Consider the following 18,593-nt stretch of genomic DNA (forward strand, 5'->3'; position numbering starts at 1 on the left):
TCTAGAAAAAGGAAAGCACGGTTTGCCGGAAATCCGGTGAAACCGTGCTTTTTTGTGCTTGCGATCCATCATTTCAATTCCAATGCCCGGATCAGCAGCTTCGCAGTCTCGCCCCTGCTGATCGTTGCGGCAGGCTTTAGTGTCCCATCCGGATATCCGTGAACCCAACCTGCAGCCACAGCTTGCTGCAATGCAGATACAGCCCATCCGGACACCTGATTGCCGTCCGTAAATGAATCCGCAAGGCTTTTGTCCGCAGACGCCGCGCCAGTTCCCGCTGCATTAGCCAGAATAACCATGGCCTGCTCGCGGGTCAGGCTGTCATCCGGTCCGAAAGCGCCGGATGACACTCCCCTGATCCATCCCTGGGCATATGCGCTCTGGATAGCCGATGCGGCCCAGTGCCCTTCCAGATCGGAGAACGCGGGGCTTGTGCCCGCTTCAGTTGTACCTAGCACCTTGATCAGCATAGAAACGAACTCAGCGCGTGTCACGGGACGATCCGGCCGAACCGTGCCGTCCTCATATCCCTGCATCCATCCTCGTTCAGCCAGCGATTGCAGCGCATCGGCTGCCCAGTGTCCCTGCGCATCTGTCCAAGCTGCTGCCATCATCCCCTCCGGATCGGCTCCGACTCTGGAGACGGGCGGCGTCAAGCCATTATCGGGCGGTACAGAAGCGTCCTCCGTTACAGCAGCAGCAAAAGTCCCCGACGATTTCATGACAAAGGCAGCCCCGATGATTTGACCGGATGTATCATACAGCACTTCGGCCGGCAGGGTCTCTTTCGATCCGTCTGCGTAATAGGCCAGCACATATAGATTCCCAGCCTTTGCAGCGGCTGACAAGGCTGCCTTCATTCCTTCCACGGGCAGCTGAACTTGCGATGTCCCGGCCACAGTATTCTCTATCCGTACTGCAGGACCGGCAAGCCGAAACTGCCCTTCGCTGGCCCCCGAACTGAAGGAGCCGTCTTCGGAGCCGATGCTTCCATCAAGCGACACCCGCAGCTCCTGCCCCGAAGCCGCCAGCTTAACGAGCTCCTTCGGCGGCAGCTTTACTTCCGCATATTGGGATTGGATGAACACCCCCATATTGCTGCCGAGTCTGCTCAATAAATCCGGAGAACTTATGACTCGGCTGATTTGCTTCTCATCGGCAAGCTCTATCAGGACAACATCCGAACCAGAAGACTTTGCCCGCCTGATCTGTTCGTCCAGAAACGCAGCCGTAAGTGTATATACCATGACCGTACGGCCTTGTTCTAGCAGGATGGACCGCTGCAGCGATGTACTGCTGCTTCGACGTTTGTCGTGATCGGATGAGCCTCCGCCCCCTGGCGTCTGCGTGCCAGGAACCGTGATGACCATCGGACGGGTTAAGGCCCTAGATCCGTCGGAATCCTTTGCCACCTCAAGTACCAGCGAAACCTGTGTATCGAATGCAGGCGGAAGAATCACCCCATCTGTCCGCACGATCGACGGATGGCTGCTGCTGACAGCAATCCGGAACCCGGAAGGCACTGCAGGCAGCCGCAGCACATTTTCTCCCCTGGCCGGATCCTGAACGGATATGATGGAGGCAGCTACGTCCGCTACGGTTAAGCTTTTCACGAATACGAGAGCTGACGGAGAGCTGGTCATACCGTTTACCACCTGTACCGCATAATACCCGGCTCCTTCAGCAAGCGGAGTAAAGATATACTCCCCGCCTGCCGAAGCAGTCGCTTCGGCCACCAACTCCTGCCCGCTGTTATAGAGCTCCAGCCGCGCACCAGGGGCGGCACCAGATATGGTCACGGACCCTTCCGCGCCTCCGCCGTTTGCAGCCGATACCGGGCGGGGACGAACCTGCACCTCGCGCCGGGCGGGCTCCGCCGTCCATCCTTCACCGCTGCTGTAGTTATAGCTCAACGCATAAATCCCCGGTGTATCCGTATCCACCGTCCCCGTTCCCTGAATGCCTGCCGCCAGCACCGTTCCGTAGACGCTCTCCACTACGCTTGCTCCCGGGTCCGTGAAGCTGTCCCCGCTCTCCACCAGCACGGGATTCGTTCCGTTCAGGCGAACATAAGGCATATTAGGCAAAGCTTTCAGAACAGTCAGCTTGAATGTCCGCTGTACGGAAGCCGCATCCTTGAACACGGTTGCCGTCAATTGAACAGCGGCATCTCCATCCGAATATACAGGCCTGTTCACCCGGCCATCGGTATCCAGAACTTCCGGCCGGTCGGACTCCCAAGCAATCCCGGTACCAAATGCGCCCGAGCGCGGCAGGGCAATGGAATCCTTAATCCCCTGTGTATAATCCAGAGCAATCATATCTGCCGCCAGCCGCACCGCTTCCTCCGGACGAAGCGGCTGAGCGGGCAGCAGCAGCGAGAACTGTTTTGTAAGTGAATACTGCCCCCTGGAAACGGTCGCCTCCAAAGCTACGATCTGATCCCCTTCCAGATAACCGGGCAAGGTGACCCGTCCGCTCGAATCCAGCAGGTCAGGCCGTGACGAGCTCCAGGTAATGCTGACCCCGTCAGCCCCGCTGTCCGGCAGCTCAAGATCATAAGTCACCGTCGTCACAGGCAGGGTCAGCGACTGGTGCACAACCCGGACCGCTTCTTCATCGCTGATCGGCAGACTCAGGACATGCGCGGTGAACGTCTTGGTCCGTTCCAGTCCGTCCAGGCGGAGCACGGCGGTCAGGGTTACATCCGCGTCCCCTTTCATATAAGCCGGTCTGCGAACCGTTCCGTCTGGCGCAATAATATCCGGTTCGCTTGAAGACCACTCAACCTGCGTGCCGCCATAAGCAGCTGCTGGCAGAGTAAGACTTCCAGCAACAGCCGTCAAATCGCCCAGCGTCAGCTCCCGCTCTGCCCTTGCCAGGGCTGTTTCAGCCGTCTCTTTCAATACGGTCAGGTCAAAAGTCCTCGTCACCTCCGCCGCTCCAAACGCAACCTTCGCCGTCAGTTCTACCGAACGATCTCCCTGATCATAAGGCGGACGAGCTACTTTGCCGTCATTGCTGACTGTATCTGGCGTATTGGAGCTCCAACTGACGGCTGCACCGCCCAGCCCCGCAAGCGGCAGGGTAACATCCTGCGTGACTGCTGCAGCATTGTCGCCTGATGCATAGCCAATCGCTAGCGCTGCTGCTGCTTCGGCCGCTCTTTCCGCTTCTGAAGGAATGTTTACCGTGATTTCCGCCGCGGTGCTTCTCCCTTTTGCATTCACTGCCTGCAAGCTATATGTAATTTCTCCTGCCGGCATAACATCCGCATCTTTGTAAGAGGTAAGCGGTCCGGTATAGATTACCGTGCCGTTTCTGCTCAGCTCATAAGAGGATGCCATCGCTGAAGCATCCCAGCCTAGCTGCACAGCGCTCTCCCGATAGCTTCCTGTAAAGTTGACGGGTGTCGCCGGCACCGTCATCGTCTCGCCGTAAGCCGCAAACTCCAGCACTGATGCCCATTGATTGTTGCTCGCATTCCCTTGGTCGATGACCAGCCTTACATAACGGGCCTCGACCGACGGAAGCGAGCGGTCAACCGTCGAGTTCGTGTTTCCTTGCACTGTATCCACCGTCTGCCATTTTGTTCCGTCGGGGCTTGTCTCCAGATGGAAATTGTACGGGTCCAATCCGTTTGACCACTCAGGGTACACCCCCATGCCCGTCACTGTCCACTGGCTTAACCTGTAATAATCCCCTAAATCCACCTGAATCCACTTCTCGCCGGTGCCGGCCTGATACCAGCGGCTGGTCGGCTGCTGGGAGCCGTCAACAGCCCTTGAAGGTTCATATGGATCAACAAACCCGCTGGAGGTTACCGGTTTGCCAAGGGTTATATTTTGCGCTGCAGCCTCCGCCTCTGTCCCCAAAAACAGAAATGCCCCGCCGATCACGGGCAGCAGCGGGATCAGCAGCCGGATGGGCTTCTTTTTCTTATGTGCATTGCGATTTGCTTTCGACACACCCTCACCCCATATTTTTCATGATCTTTAACATCGAATTAATCAGGGACGCGAAGGGTATGTGCCGGTCATTGAAATAAAGTAAGAAACCCCCGGCACAGGCGAAGCCCCGCGCAGATCCGGCAGCGCAAATGTCGTACGGCCATCGCCGCCGAAATTCGTACCAATCAGGCTAAACAAAGTCGAATTTTCGGAGATCAACAAAAGCTGGCCCTCGGCCTTCATCCAACCGATCGGAGCAAAGTTATACGGGTACAGCTGAATCTCGCCAAGAAACGGATTGGTGGACGCTTCCGCCTGACCTGGGCTCACCGTCGAGCCTCCAATCAGTGCCACCCCCAAGATACCGAGCATAAGAGCCTGTTTGCCAAATTTTCTAATCATGATTAGTCCTCCTCTTATGTTCACGTGGTCAGCCCATCCTCCCGGCTTTATCCGTGACAAGTCATAGTCAAACTCGATCTTAGCATGAATGGCAAAAGTTTCACATTGCAAACTCAGCCAATTTCACCTGATTTGAGGAAAAATTTTCGCAGCTTAAAAAGCTTGTTTGAGCATATTAAAAAGGGCACCTGCAAGTGCCTATGTTACATGAAGGTGCGTACTTCACTTTTCCGCTGATTGCGGCAAAATAGAAATAGGATTATATCCGCTGTGTTTGGCACAACTAGCAAGACGTTTATTAACTCAAATGAACAGCGTAAACAGGAGGTAATCGAAATGGATCTTCAGTTAAAAGGTAAAAAAGCACTCGTAACCGGTTCGACATCCGGCATTGGCAAAGCCATCGCCGCATCACTCGCGGCGGAAGGAGCCATCGTGCTGATCAACGGACGCAACCTGAACAAGGTCGAGCAGACGATTGCGGAAATCAGGCAAAAGCACCCGAATGCCCAGCTTGAGCCTGCCGCGGCAGATCTGGGAACGTCCGAAGGATGCCGGAAGCTGATAGAGGCTCATCCCGAGCTTGACATTCTCGTCAACAACCTCGGGATTTTCCAGCCTGCGGATTATTTTGACATTCCAGATGAGGAATGGTTCAAGTTCTTCGAGGTTAACGTGATGAGCGGCATCCGCCTTACCCGCCATTACCTGAATGACATGATCCGGAACAATGAAGGGAGGATCATCTTTATTGCCAGTGAAGCGGCGGTAATGCCTTCTCTGGAAATGCCGCATTACAGTGCAACCAAGACGATGGAGCTGTCGCTGTCCCGCAGTCTGGCCGAGCTGACCAAAGGCACGCGGGTGACAGTTAACACCATCATGCCGGGATCGACCCTGACTGAAGGCGTAGAAACGATGCTGAACAGCTTGTATCCTGATCAAAACCTGTCACTTGAAGAAGCAGAGCAAAAATTCATGAAAGAGAATCGGCCCACTTCCATTATTCAACGTCTGATCCGTCCGGAGGAAATCGCCGACCTGGTGGCCTTTGTCAGCAGCCCGCTGTCCTCGGCTATCAACGGTGCGGCGCTGCGGGCGGATGGCGGATTGGTGCGCAGTGTGATTTAACATCAGGAGCCCGTGGTTTTCCCGCAGCCAAGTCAACGAAAAAGCCGGCCCTTATGCATCCATCGTGCAGGGCCGGCTCTTTGTTTACCGCCTAAGCTCTTCATGCGTTTTCTCCCATCGCTTCAGAACCTCTGCCGGATTCTTCAAACGGATGGTAACGCCTGTCAAAATATCCGCATACTTCGCTGTATCCGTTCTGGAAGCGGCAACTGTCGCCGTAAACCGGGCACGCGGATATTCCGCATCCGGCAATTCGGGCAGCTGATCAAGCAGCAACCGTACATAATGCGCCTTGCCACCAATAAACGCCACCAGAGTAGCTTTGCCTGTCCTGATCATATTGCCTGTCGTCGTGGTGCCGGGCCAGAGCGCCAGCCGCAACTGCTGCCTGTCCAATGCCAGGATTTCACCCGCGCTGATCATCGCGGCATGCGGCCAATGATCCTCCGTAACGGTGAGCAGCATCATTGCATCCCCTTGCCTGCTCACCAGCCTGCTGCCGTCAAGCAGGTGGAACAGCTCCTCACTCATCTGTATTTTTTCCATAGCTATGCTCCTTTCCCTACTAAATTCCGCTTATTTAATAGGACTTTTTTATACCCCAAATGCCGTATACCAGGTTTAATAGCCTGTTTTGTTAAAAGCCCGCGCCCCCTAGTAAACTTGAACATATCATATTTTGAATTTCGAAAGTACCGCTGAATAAACAGCTCTCCGAATAATGATAACCCCATTTTAACATTGTATCGCATCCTGCTCTATACTAGCGCCAGCAAAGGTTCGGTTGCGCACGTACCTTCAAATCCCGCAAATTCGTAACGACGTGCTACAGTCCCGTTTCCCTGCAAGAGCTGCCCATATCCCCAATTCGCACAAGTCCGGTTGCAAAAGCCATCATTTTGCATCTTGAAGGACAATGCCGCATGCATTTACAGCGTCTCGCTTTCTTCCACAAGTAGCACCGCATTTCTGCAACATATCGAAACTATTTACATCCCATGACTTTCAGCATTTAATGTCTTGAACTTACGGGCTTAGGGCTTTCGAAATTCGGGCTTATAAAGAAAAGTTATTGGGGAGGAATGTAAAGTGCCAAAAATATCTGTACTTATGCCGGTCTATAATACAGCTCCTTATTTAATGGGTGCAATCAACAGCATATTGTGGCAAACTTATGACGACCTAGAATTTATTATCATTGACGATGGTTCCACTGATGGATCTGCAGGCATTATTCAGGAGATTAAGGATATTCGGGTTAAGAAGATTTTTCATACAGAACAAAAGGGTGTTGTCGCCTCTCTGAATGAGGGGTTAGCTATTGCCCAGGGTGAGTACATTGCCCGCATGGACAGCGATGACATCACGGCGCTTAACCGGCTGGAAGTGCAAGCCTTGTTTATGGATGAAAATCCGAACATTGATCTTTGCGGAACAGGGTTTATTACACAGTATCCCGGCCCTGTCAAAATACATCCGCCACACCATGAAGAGATCAAAGTCTGGTTATTGTTTCACTGCTGCATTGCACATCCTACCATTATGGTGCGACGCAGTTCAATAGACCGGCTTGGTTTCAGCTATGATGCCAACTACCTCCATGCAGAGGATTATGAATTATGGAACCGGCTTGCCCCGAATGCGCAATTTGCCAATCTTCCTCTTAATTTGTATTATTATCGTATTCATGGGGGACAAGTATCCACCAAGCACCGGCAAATCCAGGACTACTCCGCCCGCAAAATCAGAAAAAGACAGTTTGCGCAAATGGGCTTGCAGTTATCTGAAGAGGAATACGCAATTTTTATGAGACTGGCAGAGTTCAGGGTAAATCCGGGAGTTTTTGAAAATTATCGGACCGCCGCCGGCTTTGCGAACTGGCTGCTTGACCAAAACAAAAAATATAAGCTCTATAATCAGGATATTCTGGCCTTTGCTCTTTCCAGATGCATATCCGGGCAGCCTGCCTATTAAATATTTGAAGTAGTATGGCAGAGATCAGCTCAAGCGGCTGGTCTTTTCTATGATCTTGAATATCTCATTCTTAAATCTTTTTCTCCTAAATAAAGGCATAAGCACCTAAACTAAGGATTATGTGAGCGAAAGGAGGGATAGGTGTGCCGGAACAGGTGAGCTTGAGTCAGAGAATCGAAGAATCCAGACAGCAGCTTTACGAGCTGGAGCAGAAATACGGATTATCCCATGCCTCTGTTCTCAGGCAATCAATGGTTTTGGACGAGCTTATCAACGAATATAACCGGAAATTCCATGCACAAGCCAAAAGACGTTTTGTGGGAAGCAGCCAGTTTATTCGCGAGGAGCTTTTGCCGGGTCACTCGCAATTGTACTGCAGCCCCTTCGCTGTTACGTTAAGCTGATCGCAGGTCTGTCGTCTGTTCAAAACCTACGAGCTTGGAGAACTACGAGAATATGTATATTTATTTGCAAATCGCATTGGCTTCTGCCAAATCTTAATTCCAAAAATGATTTTAGACAGAAGCCAAAACAATTTTACATCCTCAATTTCTCCTCTATAAGAAAAAGAGGAGCAGCCAAATGCCCCTCCTTCCCAGTGGTTTCTAATACTCTAGTTTAACAACCTGCTGTATCATTTCCCCTTTGTTGCCCAGCGACATTCTATATCACCTGACGGGATCTCTCATTATATTTCTCTATAAAATTAATTCAGTTATATACATTTAATTCCGCAATCGACCACCATTTATCCACTGCCCCGGTTTGGACGATTTTAATAAATCGTGCTTTTTGAGTCTCGAATTTTGGAGTTACATAGCGTGAGGTTCCTTCGCCCTCGGCAACCAATTGCCACTCAGCAGCATCGGTAGAAACCAGAATCTTGTATCCCCGCGCGTAATCATCCCTGCTGCTGCCAGAATCCATGCTGATCTGCCTGAAACTGCGGACAGCCCCCAGATCAAGCTGGATCCATTGCCCTTCGGTCTGATCCTCACCGGAAGTCCAGCGAGTGCTCAGATCACTGTCCAGCATATTGGCAGCTTCGGACCCGGTACCATACACCGAAGCCGTCACTGTCCATTGCTCACGATCCAGCACGCCATCAGGGGATTTATCCTGATTTCCCGCATCATGAGCCAGGACGCGGAATTCGCTGATCGACCACCAGCGGGAGTCCTTGCCAGTCTGAATAACCTTGATATAACGGGCCGTCTGCGCCGGGAAGGTTAAGGTCATTTTGGATGCAGTGCCCTTCCCTTCCACGACCGGACTTCCCCATGTCTCACCATCTCTAGAGACCAGCAGCTGGTATCCGCGGGCATAGTCCTCAGGGCTGCCTCCGCTGTCCATCACAATCTGGTTAAAGGATTGAACCTTGCCCAGATCAAGCTCAATCCACTGTCCATCCTCCTGCGGCTTGCCTGTGGACCAGCGGGTTGAAGCATTTTCGTCCAGCATCCCCGCCTCACTGCTGTCGGCCGCCGTGGAGGAAGCGGCCATACTCCAGCCGCTCCGCGACAATTCTGTTTGTTTTCCCGTTCCGTAATTGAAAATGGCAAGCTCCGCGATGGACCACCAGCTGGAATAGTGGCCTGTCTGCACGATTTTCAGATAACGGGCATGTTGAACAGGAAATGTAATCGTAAGATCGCCCTGTGCTCCCTGACCGCTGGCCACAGGTTCATTCCATATCTTGCCGTCGTCTGATACATATACTCTGTAGCTGTCGGGATAATCCTGTGGATAATGGCCTGTATTCAGGCTTATCGTATCAAAGGTTTCTGTTTTGCCCAGATCCAGCTGAATCCACTGCCCGTTGGTTTGATCCTGTCCGGAGGTCCAGCGGGTGGCCATATCGCCATCCAGCATATTCTCAGGAATATCCTGATAGCCGTAGGTAGAAGCTGTCACCGTCCAGAGCGAGCGGTCAGTCAGCTCTCCAATAGCCGGGTTCGTTATATCTCCACCGGTGTTATCCCCGTTTTTGCCCACTTTGGCCGCCTTCAACTCGGAAATGGACCACCAGCTGTCGGCTGTTCCGGTTTGGGCGATTTTGACGTATCTTACGTTTTGCAGCGGAAAGGTTATGGCAATGCTCGCTGATTTGCCTGTTCCGCTTGCAACAGGTTCCCCCCAATCCTGTCCGTTGTCGGAAACGTAAATTTCGTAAGCACGGGCATAATCGCCACCGCTTGTACCGGCGTTCATGAACAGGGTATCGAAGGACTGCTGCTCACCCAGGTCAAGCTCAATCCACTCCGTGCCGTTCTGCGCCTGTTCCGACGTCCAGCGGGTGCTGAGGTCGTTATCGAACATTAGCTTCGCAGCCTCTGGAGAGGTGCCGGAAAAGGCTGTCACTGTCCAATTCGAGCGGTCCAAATATACGATTCCGGAATTTGTATCCGGTTCAACTGTTGTCACTTCGGTCGGGTCTACAGTGACCAGTGCACCCGGATAGACCGTCGCAGAGCCTGTTTCCCCTTGCGCATTATAGAACACGAACGTTTTCTCGTTGTCCGACGGATTCCAGATTTGAGCGGTGTAGCTTTTACCATTTTCATATACCGAATTATATACCGTTACCCCCGGGTCATTGGCCCAAATATCCATCGTGCGTGTGCCGAGCGTCGCCATGCTGTGCACGAACCAGTACGCGTTAAAGACCTCGTTCTGCTGCATATTGGTCGTATCCCACTTGGCAAGAACGGACTGCGCGTCACTGATCGATTCAAACGGCCAGATCAGATGCTGCCACGTATTTTCCGGCCCGTTGTTATCCTGAACCATACCCTCGTACAAAACTTTCGCCTTTTCCGGATCACGTCCGTAATACGTCATCCATTCCGCAGGCGGCAGCCAGTGGATGCCGTAGACGTGCTGCGGATCACCCGAGAAAAAGGTTCCGAACAGATAAGCACTGCCATAAACCTGGCCTGCTATAGCATGCTTATAGCCTTCGGTCCAGTTGTCGTGATCATAGTTGAACCAGTATTGCTCAATTGCTTTTTCTTCTGTCGTAAAGCCCCATATGCCCGCATCGCGGTAAGCAGTGTTGCCAGTCACCATGCCCCACATGTATTGACCGACCCAGCCAAACAGCGCTTCTCCCGCCGCTTCCTGATTGTTGCCGCTCGGATTGTCGGCATAGCCGCCAGCCCAGGAATGGCCTTCATATGGATCAAAATTGCGCATCCAAGGGAACTGGTCATCCGTTTTGGACGGATTGGCATAGTCCCGGATGAGCACCTCCACCATATCTCCGTAATCGTTCAGGAAGCTTTGGTCATAGGAAGCCAGAACCGCCGAAGCGAAGACATAATATCCGTAAGTAAAATGATGATCCGTCAGCCCCGTGTTAACCCCAAAACCGCTGTGATACGGGAAGATGGCTCCCCATTCCGGCGAATAGTGGAAATAGTAGGAATGCTGCGGTTCATCCTCTGAATACGTATACCAATCGGTCAAAATATTCCGCAAAATTCCGAGATAGCGCTCTTTTCTTTCTTCGTCCCCAATCTGATCGCTTATGATGACTGCAAGCGCAAGCGGATGCAGCTTTTTCCCCTGCCAATACGGATCTTCAATCATGTTGTTCCCCGTTAGGTCGGCATCCAGCAAATCCAGATAAGAGCTCAGCTCCGCTCTGGAATACGTCGGATCATCCGGCTCCACGAACTGCGGAACAATTCCGTAAAAGCGGTCGCTTGTCGTGAACGTATTGCCCTCATGCACCTTAAGCGTTCCACGAATGGACGGATAAGTCAGCTCCGTCAGGGAAGAGGAAGTGATTTTCCATTGGTGCGGTAGCAGCGCCATTAGCGTATCGGAGGAGAAGCCTGTTCTCTTCTGCTCCGTTATTGAATTGAACTGGGTGCTGACCGTGGATGACTCCTGATCGAAACTGTAATTCACCTGTGTATCTTTCACAAACGCATAAGCATGCCGATAAAAATACGGAAGCTCTGCAGCGGACGGCAAGGCAGCAATGGATAAATAGTCTCCGCCTGATCCCAATTTCATTTTGATGTTGCTGCCCAGTCTTGTGAAAACCGTACCCGGCGGCGCAAAAACACCGTAATAACGGTCAAAGGTTTGCGGTACCGGCGCCCGGTCCTTATTGGTTACCTTGATGCCGATATGATCAGCGGTCAGCGTATCGCCGTCATTCTCCAGCACGGGCTTGCCGTTATCGTCAAACAGTCCGGTAATGACCGGTGACTGCAAAATAATGGCGTCCGGATTTTCAAATGTGTTGTAAATGTACGGTGAACCTTTGACGAAGGTGGTGCTCATTTTGGCGGTATCATCATCGCTCAGGATCACGTTCGCCGAGAAATCACCGTATCCGGAAACTTTCGTCTCCATCTCCGACGGATTGATCGTGTTCGGCAGCATATACAGATCGGGTTCTCCGTCCGCATCAATCGAACCGCCGCCGGCCGAGGCATAGCCTTCACCCGGATTCAGAAGGGCCAGCCCCAGCTTCGTATATTTGTTCTTGAATGGCAGAGTAATCAGTCCGTTGCTGTCCCCCAGCTTGGAGATCAGCAGCGACTGCCACCAGTCATTGGACGGAATGGGCGATTTCATATCCTCTGTCCGGTATTTCGGATTTTTCGGTTCAAGCTGTGTAATATCATTGATTTCATAGCTGCCCGCTCCGACAGCCACGGACTCCGGCGACGGGATGTCCGGGATGGTATAGACTGGCTTCTCATCTCCTTCACGGTACGCGTGAACCTCGAATTCGAACAGCGAGTATCCATGCTCGCTTCCACGGGCGATCCCGAGCATTTTTACATAGCGCCCTTTGGCATAGAGCGGTATGCTCTCTTTGCCGCCTGAGCTCCACAGCTCCCGGTATAGGGTCGTCCAGCTGCGGGCATCGTCCGAGACCTGGATATCATAGGCTTTGCCGTAAGCGGCTTCCCAGTTCAAAACGATGCTGCCGATTTCGCTTGTTTCACCCAAATCGACATAGATCCATTCATTGTTTTTATGTGCGGAAGACCAGCGAGTACCCGCATCACCGTCTGTTGCGTTAGCTGCCAGATAATCCTTCTCTGGCAGATTTTCTTTGCCCTCTTCTTCTTTCTCAAGCGAAGACACCGTAACCGGCTTGTTCAGCGCAAGATTCGGAGCTACCGGTTTTGGTTTGATGCCACCCGTTCCATATACTCTGAATTCCCAGATCGAAAGGCCGTATGCCTCTTGCGCACGCTTAGTGCTGAATACTCTGACATACCGTCCCTCTCCAGAAACCGGTTTCGAGAATAAGCCGCCTTGGCCATCAGTCTCAGTGAATACGGGATTCCAGTTCTCACCATCATCAGAAACCTGAATCTCAAATTCCTTCGAATAGGCATTCTCCCATTCGATCTCCACCCTGGACAACTTGGCCTCCGCGCCAAGATCCACATAAACCCACTGCGGGTCCTTCTGCCACACGCTTTCCCAGCGTGTCCCCGAATTCCCGTCCACTACGAGGTCTGGCGTGCTGTTGCCCAACGTGGAAGAAGCATACGCTGGCCGGTTCTGGGATAACAGAACATCCTCCTCGGCTGCCGCCGCCTCTTCAGCATGCACCTGCGGAGCCGCTAGCCATGGAAAAAAGCCCAGCACCAGTGACATGATCAGAATACAGTTCAGGAAATACTTCGTGCCTCTCTGTTTCATACATTTCTCCTTTTCTTTTAAAATGGTATGATTCTTGTGACTTAGAAGTAGTTAACAATTTGATTACCATTCAATTATCGGCCGACAATGTCTTTTATTACATAAATCCAAGGTACCATCTTCCCACTGTTACTCGAATTTTTATGCAAGGCTTTGAATTAAATCGGAAGGGTTTTACGCAACTTTTGTGAAAATAATCGGATGAAGAGGCAAATGAGGCAGCTACAGCAAGTATCAGGAATGTTAATCGTATAGTGATTCAAGCTTGAGGTATGAAAAAGGGTATGATACAGTAAGAATAGGAATAAGGACGGTCCACCTAACCGTCCCCAGTACAACAGCTTGAGTGGGTTCACCCCTCCAAGTAAAATCTTATCGTGGAAGAAGTGACCTCACAGGTGGGCACCTATGAGTGGGTCACTTCTTCTTTGTTTCCAGATAGTTCAGTAACGCAATCACAAAGTTTGCGAACAGAAGGATATCCGAAAAAGAGAAGTTCATATGGCTCACCTCCTTTCTGGAGGGAACCGACCCGCTCAAGGTGTGTTGTACATCCATCATTATAGCATTAAGAACCGTATAAAAGTCATATTTTCTGATTTTATCACGCAAAAACTGCACAAAAAAAATCATCTAGGAGTATATGTGAAAGAGCTTTTGAATTACTATATAAGTGGACAACATCAAAAAAACATAAACAGTGCGCACCGATAATCGATACGCACTGTTTTCATTGAAATATAAGGCTTACTCATCCGCACCAATATTCACGGCGCTTCCCTTCACGCGGGGCTCTCCGTCAATATCCTCTGTTCCGATAATGGCGGTATCCGTTTGCCCGGCATCAATCGCCGGAGACGAAGACTGCAGATGGAAGTCGCCGCCCGCAGCATTCACGAATTTAGGATCGGTAAACAGAGAATGCGCATCGTTGCCTGTTCCCTTTTGATACGAGGAGAATCCAGTATATTCTTTATTTTTCCAGGTCCAGGTAGCATCCGAACTGCCGCCAGGAGCAAAATATAGATTATAATCCACAACGTTGCCGGAGTTTTTGGTGTATTCATTGTAGAACAGCACATCCGTGGAGTTGGCCACGAAAATATTGTTCTTGATCACGTTATTTTGCGTATCGTACTGCACAAGAAGCTGGCCGTTATAATCGTTCAGAGTATCGTTATTATACACCGTATTGTTCACGATCTTGCAGTTTACCGTCGAGCCGCGCTTGGTGTCATAACCTCCCATGGCGATACCGGTCAAACGGTTGTTATAGATCACGTTGCTGCGCACCGTAATATTGCTGGTGGATTTGCCGGCATGCTCGGAGGCAATCTCGATGCCGATGTCGTTATTATAGCTGTAGTTCTGTTCAATAATGCTGTCCTTGCCCCCATCCACATAAATGCCGCCGGCCGAGTTGTCGTCTTTCCCGTAAGATGGGTTATTTTTAACAGAATTGTTGTACACCCGGTTGCCCTTCACCAAGCCGTTCCGCGCCTGATCGTAAGCGGTATTCGGAGCGGTTCCCTCAAAGCCGATCAGATCGATCCCAATGTTGTCGTTATCGTGAACGAGGTTACTGGTCACCGCAAAGCCGTCCACGTTGCCGTTCAAAACGAGCGATTCGCTGGAACCCAGTACGAGATTGGACAGCTCATTGCCGTCAATCGTGAGGTCATGAATCGAATCGGGAGCTTTCGTTCCGTATACAGCGATGCCGTGGGCGTCCCGGCCCAGACGATCGCTGCCGCTCGGAGTTGCTGTATTTTTGATGTCATGGATTTTGTTATCGGACAGATTAATGAAGCCGCCCGCACCATGGACATAAATACCTACAGGTACTGCATTTTTGGAAGCCGTGGTGAAATTGCGGATTTCAAATCCCTGCACAGTAACATAACTAACGTCAGCCAGTTCAACCAAACCTTCGGACCCGCTCACCGCAAGTCCTTTGCCGTCAATGATTGGCGCCTCATTATCATAGTTGGCAAACACAATAGGGCCCTCGGAAGCGGAGCCGGAACGGGTGATCTTCAGCTTCTCATTGTATACGCCGCCCCGTACATAGACCGTGCTGCCCGCGGGAGCCACGTCGGCCGCATGCTGCAGCGTCTTCCACGGCGCGTCGCTCGTTCCCGCATTGGAGTCGCTGCCGCTCGTCGCCACATAGTATTCGGCACCGGCCGCGGAGGCGGCAGGGGGCCGCTCATTTACAGACACAAGGCCAATTCCAAAAACCATGCTCAAACCAGCCAGCAAAATTTTCCCGAATTTCATCATGATTCCTCAACTCCCATTGTTTAAAATTGGATTCATAAATGATAACCCGTATTCACTGAGTATGTCCAGCTTGCAAACGGAGGACGGACTCCACCGTCGGCAGGCTGCCTGTTCCTCCGATTCCAAGGGTCGACAACGCCCCGCATGCATTGGCGAATCGAAGCAGATCCTCTCCACGGCGGCCGATCAGATAACCGTAAATGATTCCCGCGTTGAAGCAATCGCCTGCCCCCGTCGTATCCACCGGGGTCACCGTATAAGGCACGGCGGATATTACGCTTCCGTCAGGCTCACGCAGCGAAGCGCCTCTGGAGCCTTGTTTGACCGCAGCCATGCCCGCCACGGGAGGGAGCACGGATTCAAGTACACTCGCGACCCGGTCGGCCGGAAAAATATGCAGCAGTTCATCCTCGCTCGGAATAAACAGATCCGTTTCGGCCAGCAGTGTGCTGATTCCCTCGCGATCCCACTGATTGGCTACATCCCAGCCCGTATCAAAGGACGTGCTGATCCCGTCCGCACGCAGTCTTTTAAAAAGCTCCTTCCAGTGAGGCCTCATGCCGTCCTGCAAATAATAGGAACCGAAGTGCAAATGTTCGGCCTGCTCCAACAGCGTCTCCGGGATATAATCCGGGGTCAGCAGCGGGATGCTGCCGGCGTAGGTTAACAATCCGCGGTCAGCCGGCGTGGAAAAGGACAGGGTCACGCCCGTCTTAATTCCCGGCAACCGGGTGACATGCTCCGTGTTGACGCCCATGCGCTGCAGCTCACCCGTACAGAAGGTGCCGAAATCATCGTCCCCCACCACGCTGACAAACCGCACATCCGCCCCAAGGCTGGCCAGCGCGCAGGCTGTGATTGCGGAGGAGGAACCGAGCACGACCTCGAAGCCGTCGACCATCTTTTCCCGGTTCCATTCCGGTATCACATCATTCCCGGACACAATGATGTCCACGTTTAGCTCGCCAGCGACAACAACAACAGGCCTTGTCTCCCGGTCCCCTTGGGATCGCATCATTTCAATACCGGAACAAAACCTTGTTCCGCCTCATACAGTTCCTCGAACATGCTGCCGATTTCATCCAGGGAGCATACGGCTGCGGTCAGCGGGTCCACCATCAGCGCATGGCGGGCCATTTCCTTGTCTTTATTCAGCACGGCTTCCACAGCCAGGTCGAAAAAGGCCATGTTAGAGCGGCACAATGCAGCCAGGTGCTCCGGCAGCTTCCCGAAGCGGGTAGGCTGAACGCCCTTCCGGTCAACCAAGGAGGCCACCTCAACCACACCGTCCGCCGGCAGATTTTCGATCAGTCCCCGGTTGGGAACGTTGCCGTAAATGAGCTTCGGCTCGTTTTTCAATACAGCTTCAATAATCACAGCCGCATATTCGTTACTGGATTGCATTTCGAGCGGCAGTGTACCTTCGAGCTGCTGAACGATCTGCTCGTCGTTCTCCTTGCGCCAAATCGGCCAATTGTCGGCATAGAAGCCCGTGGCCCCGTTATAACCGGTGCTGCAATGCAAATCGATGAGCGATTGGCGTTTGCGGTAATACGGAATATACTCCGAGAAATGGCCGCTTGATTCTGAGACGAAGGCTCCCAAATACTTCATGGCGTCAAAGCGGACCGGGTCCTGACGCAGCAGCTCGGGGTTCTTTATTTTTTCCAGCAGAACAGGATACAGATCCTGCCCGGCATGGGTCAGCTCCACGAACCAGGACATGTGGTTGATGCCGCCAGCTCTCCAGTGCATCTCTTCATAAGGGATGCCAGCATATTCTGCCAATTGAGCGGATGTGTTCTGAATGGAGTGGCAAAGGCCCACTACCGGAATATCCGTGATGCGGGAAGTCAGCAGCGTTACTGCGGACATCGGGTTCGTATAGTTCAGAATCATGCTGTCCGGACACAGCTCTTCAATATCCCGAACGATCTCGATCCAGCTCGGAAGGGTACGCAGCGTCTTGAACAGGCCACCCGGTCCCAACGTATCGCCGATGCATTGCTTGACTCCGTATTTCAGCGGAATTTCATATTCGTATCGTACTGTCTCCAGCCCGCCAACCTCAATCTGGTTGATCACGAACTGGGAACCGCCAATGACTTCCCTGCGGTCCGTGGAGGCGATAACTTCCCACTTTTTCCCCGTCATCTCCACGATCTTGAGCACCAGTCTGCGCGCCAGCTCAAGCCGCCGCTCGTCGATATCGACCAGGGCGATAGTACCGCCCTCCAATCCATCGATCAAAAGAATATCCATGGCGATCTCACGGGTAAATGCACTGCCTGCACCTATAATTGAAATTTTAGTCATAGCTCTCTTCTCCTCGTCCCTTATTTCATGCCTGTCATGGTCAGGCCTTTAATGAATTGCTTCTGGAAGATCAGGAACACAATAATAACCGGTATTGTAATCAAAACCGCTGCAGACATGACGACATTGTAATTGACCTGGTGAGTTCCGTTAAAATAGACAAGCGCGAGCGGAACGGTCATTTTGCTCTCATCATTCAGCACGATCAGCGGCCACAGGTAGTTGTTCCACGAGTTCATGAACGTGAATATGCCCAGGGCCGACAGCATCGGCATAATGAGCGGTGAAATGATACGGATCATCAGCCTGAACTCCCCCGCGCCGTCCATTCTTGCCGCTTCAAGCAAATCCTGCGGAATCTCCTCGATGAATTGCTTGGCCAGGAACACGCCGTAGGAGCTGACCAGATTAGGCAAAATAATCGCCATTAGACTGTTAACCAATCCGAGCTCGGCTGTGATCAGATAGGTCGGAATCATAATGACCTGGAACGGAATCATCATGGTCGCCAGGATCAGAACGAACAACAGTTTTTTTCCCTTAAATTGATGTTTGGCAAAAATATAGCCGGCCAGAGAACTGGTTAGCAAGGTGATAGCCGTGATAATTACGGAGGTCACCAGGCTGTTCAACAGCCACGTGACAAATGGCGCATCGCGAAAAACCGTCTGGTATCCCTCCAGGCTGGGCTGGCTGGGAAGCAGCCCGCCGGAGCCCGACACGATCTCCATATTGCTCTTCAGCGAAGACAACACCATCCAGGCGTAAGGCAGCAGCATAATACAAGATGCTACCGCCAGCACAGCGATAATTACTCCGTCCCAAACACTGCGTTTATGCGGCATGAGCTTCTACTCC

11 protein-coding genes are annotated in these 18,593 nt (G+C 52.0%); 3 read left to right on the forward strand and 8 right to left on the reverse strand.

Features of this window, described 5'->3' with window-relative positions; all coding sequences use genetic code 11:
- Nucleotides 1-68: 68 nt before the first annotated feature.
- Together ACI1P2_RS01130 and ACI1P2_RS01135 are read right to left on the reverse strand one after the other, a co-directional pair.
- Complete coding sequence (locus tag ACI1P2_RS01130) at nt 69-3,968, reverse strand: immunoglobulin-like domain-containing protein (protein WP_355316047.1); 3,900 nt, start codon at nt 3,966-3,968, stop codon at nt 69-71.
- 42 nt (nt 3,969-4,010) lie between these two features.
- Entirely contained in the window at nt 4,011-4,352 is a 342-nt protein-coding gene (locus ACI1P2_RS01135; protein ID WP_355316049.1) for a phage tail protein, read from the reverse strand.
- Between the two features lie 336 nt (nt 4,353-4,688).
- On the opposite strand from ACI1P2_RS01135, the gene ACI1P2_RS01140 reads away from it, so the two are divergent.
- Nucleotides 4,689-5,483, forward strand: coding sequence for an SDR family NAD(P)-dependent oxidoreductase (locus tag ACI1P2_RS01140; RefSeq protein WP_355316051.1), 795 nt, complete (start codon nt 4,689-4,691; stop codon nt 5,481-5,483).
- Nucleotides 5,484-5,567: 84 nt separating this feature from the next.
- Here ACI1P2_RS01140 and ACI1P2_RS01145 read toward each other — a convergent pair whose 3' ends face one another.
- On the reverse strand, nt 5,568-6,029 hold the full coding sequence (locus ACI1P2_RS01145) for a pyridoxamine 5'-phosphate oxidase family protein (RefSeq protein ID WP_355316053.1): 462 nt from the start codon (nt 6,027-6,029) through the stop codon (nt 5,568-5,570).
- Nucleotides 6,030-6,572: 543 nt separating this feature from the next.
- On the opposite strand from ACI1P2_RS01145, the gene ACI1P2_RS01150 reads away from it, so the two are divergent.
- Complete coding sequence (locus tag ACI1P2_RS01150; protein ID WP_355316055.1) at nt 6,573-7,457, forward strand: glycosyltransferase family 2 protein; 885 nt, start codon at nt 6,573-6,575, stop codon at nt 7,455-7,457.
- Between the two features lie 143 nt (nt 7,458-7,600).
- On the forward strand, nt 7,601-7,861 hold the full coding sequence (locus ACI1P2_RS01155; protein WP_355316057.1) for an aspartyl-phosphate phosphatase Spo0E family protein: 261 nt from the start codon (nt 7,601-7,603) through the stop codon (nt 7,859-7,861).
- Nucleotides 7,862-8,168: 307 nt separating this feature from the next.
- On the opposite strand, the gene ACI1P2_RS01160 is transcribed toward ACI1P2_RS01155, so the two are convergent.
- From ACI1P2_RS01160 to ACI1P2_RS01180, 5 genes are all read right to left on the reverse strand, one after another.
- The gene (locus ACI1P2_RS01160; protein WP_355316059.1) at nt 8,169-13,136 is read right to left on the reverse strand and encodes a discoidin domain-containing protein; all 4,968 of its coding nucleotides are present in this window, start codon (nt 13,134-13,136) and stop codon (nt 8,169-8,171) included.
- A gap of 747 nt (nt 13,137-13,883) precedes the next feature.
- Complete coding sequence (locus tag ACI1P2_RS01165) at nt 13,884-15,419, reverse strand: right-handed parallel beta-helix repeat-containing protein (RefSeq protein WP_355316061.1); 1,536 nt, start codon at nt 15,417-15,419, stop codon at nt 13,884-13,886.
- A gap of 52 nt (nt 15,420-15,471) precedes the next feature.
- Nucleotides 15,472-16,437: a carbohydrate kinase family protein gene (locus ACI1P2_RS01170; protein WP_355316063.1), complete on the reverse strand. Its 966-nt coding sequence runs from the start codon at nt 16,435-16,437 to the stop codon at nt 15,472-15,474.
- On the reverse strand, nt 16,434-17,735 hold the full coding sequence (melA, locus tag ACI1P2_RS01175) for an alpha-galactosidase (protein WP_355316065.1): 1,302 nt from the start codon (nt 17,733-17,735) through the stop codon (nt 16,434-16,436). Before melA ends, ACI1P2_RS01170 begins: the two co-directional genes overlap by 4 nt.
- Before the next feature lie 20 nt (nt 17,736-17,755).
- A complete protein-coding gene (locus ACI1P2_RS01180) occupies nt 17,756-18,580 on the reverse strand; it encodes a carbohydrate ABC transporter permease (protein WP_355316067.1) in 825 nt (274 codons plus the stop codon).
- Nucleotides 18,581-18,593: the final 13 nt, after the last annotated feature.

Source organism: Paenibacillus jiangxiensis (assembly GCF_046098255.1).
GTDB classification, from domain to species: Bacteria; Bacillota; Bacilli; order Paenibacillales; family Paenibacillaceae; genus Paenibacillus; species Paenibacillus jiagnxiensis.

What these genes read in the sequence shown, in the direction of transcription:
- ACI1P2_RS01135 (WP_355316049.1), bottom strand. Translation starts at nt 4,352, where the DNA reads ATGATTAGAAAATTTGGCAAACAGGCTCTTATGCTCGGTATCTTGGGG.
- ACI1P2_RS01140 (WP_355316051.1), top strand. Translation starts at nt 4,689, where the DNA reads ATGGATCTTCAGTTAAAAGGTAAAAAAGCACTCGTAACCGGTTCGACA.
- ACI1P2_RS01145 (WP_355316053.1), bottom strand. Translation starts at nt 6,029, where the DNA reads ATGGAAAAAATACAGATGAGTGAGGAGCTGTTCCACCTGCTTGACGGC.
- ACI1P2_RS01160 (WP_355316059.1), bottom strand. Translation starts at nt 13,136, where the DNA reads ATGAAACAGAGAGGCACGAAGTATTTCCTGAACTGTATTCTGATCATG.
- ACI1P2_RS01165 (WP_355316061.1), bottom strand. Translation starts at nt 15,419, where the DNA reads ATGATGAAATTCGGGAAAATTTTGCTGGCTGGTTTGAGCATGGTTTTT.
- ACI1P2_RS01170 (WP_355316063.1), bottom strand. Translation starts at nt 16,437, where the DNA reads ATGATGCGATCCCAAGGGGACCGGGAGACAAGGCCTGTTGTTGTTGTC.
- melA (WP_355316065.1), bottom strand. Translation starts at nt 17,735, where the DNA reads ATGACTAAAATTTCAATTATAGGTGCAGGCAGTGCATTTACCCGTGAG.
- ACI1P2_RS01180 (WP_355316067.1), bottom strand. Translation starts at nt 18,580, where the DNA reads ATGCCGCATAAACGCAGTGTTTGGGACGGAGTAATTATCGCTGTGCTG.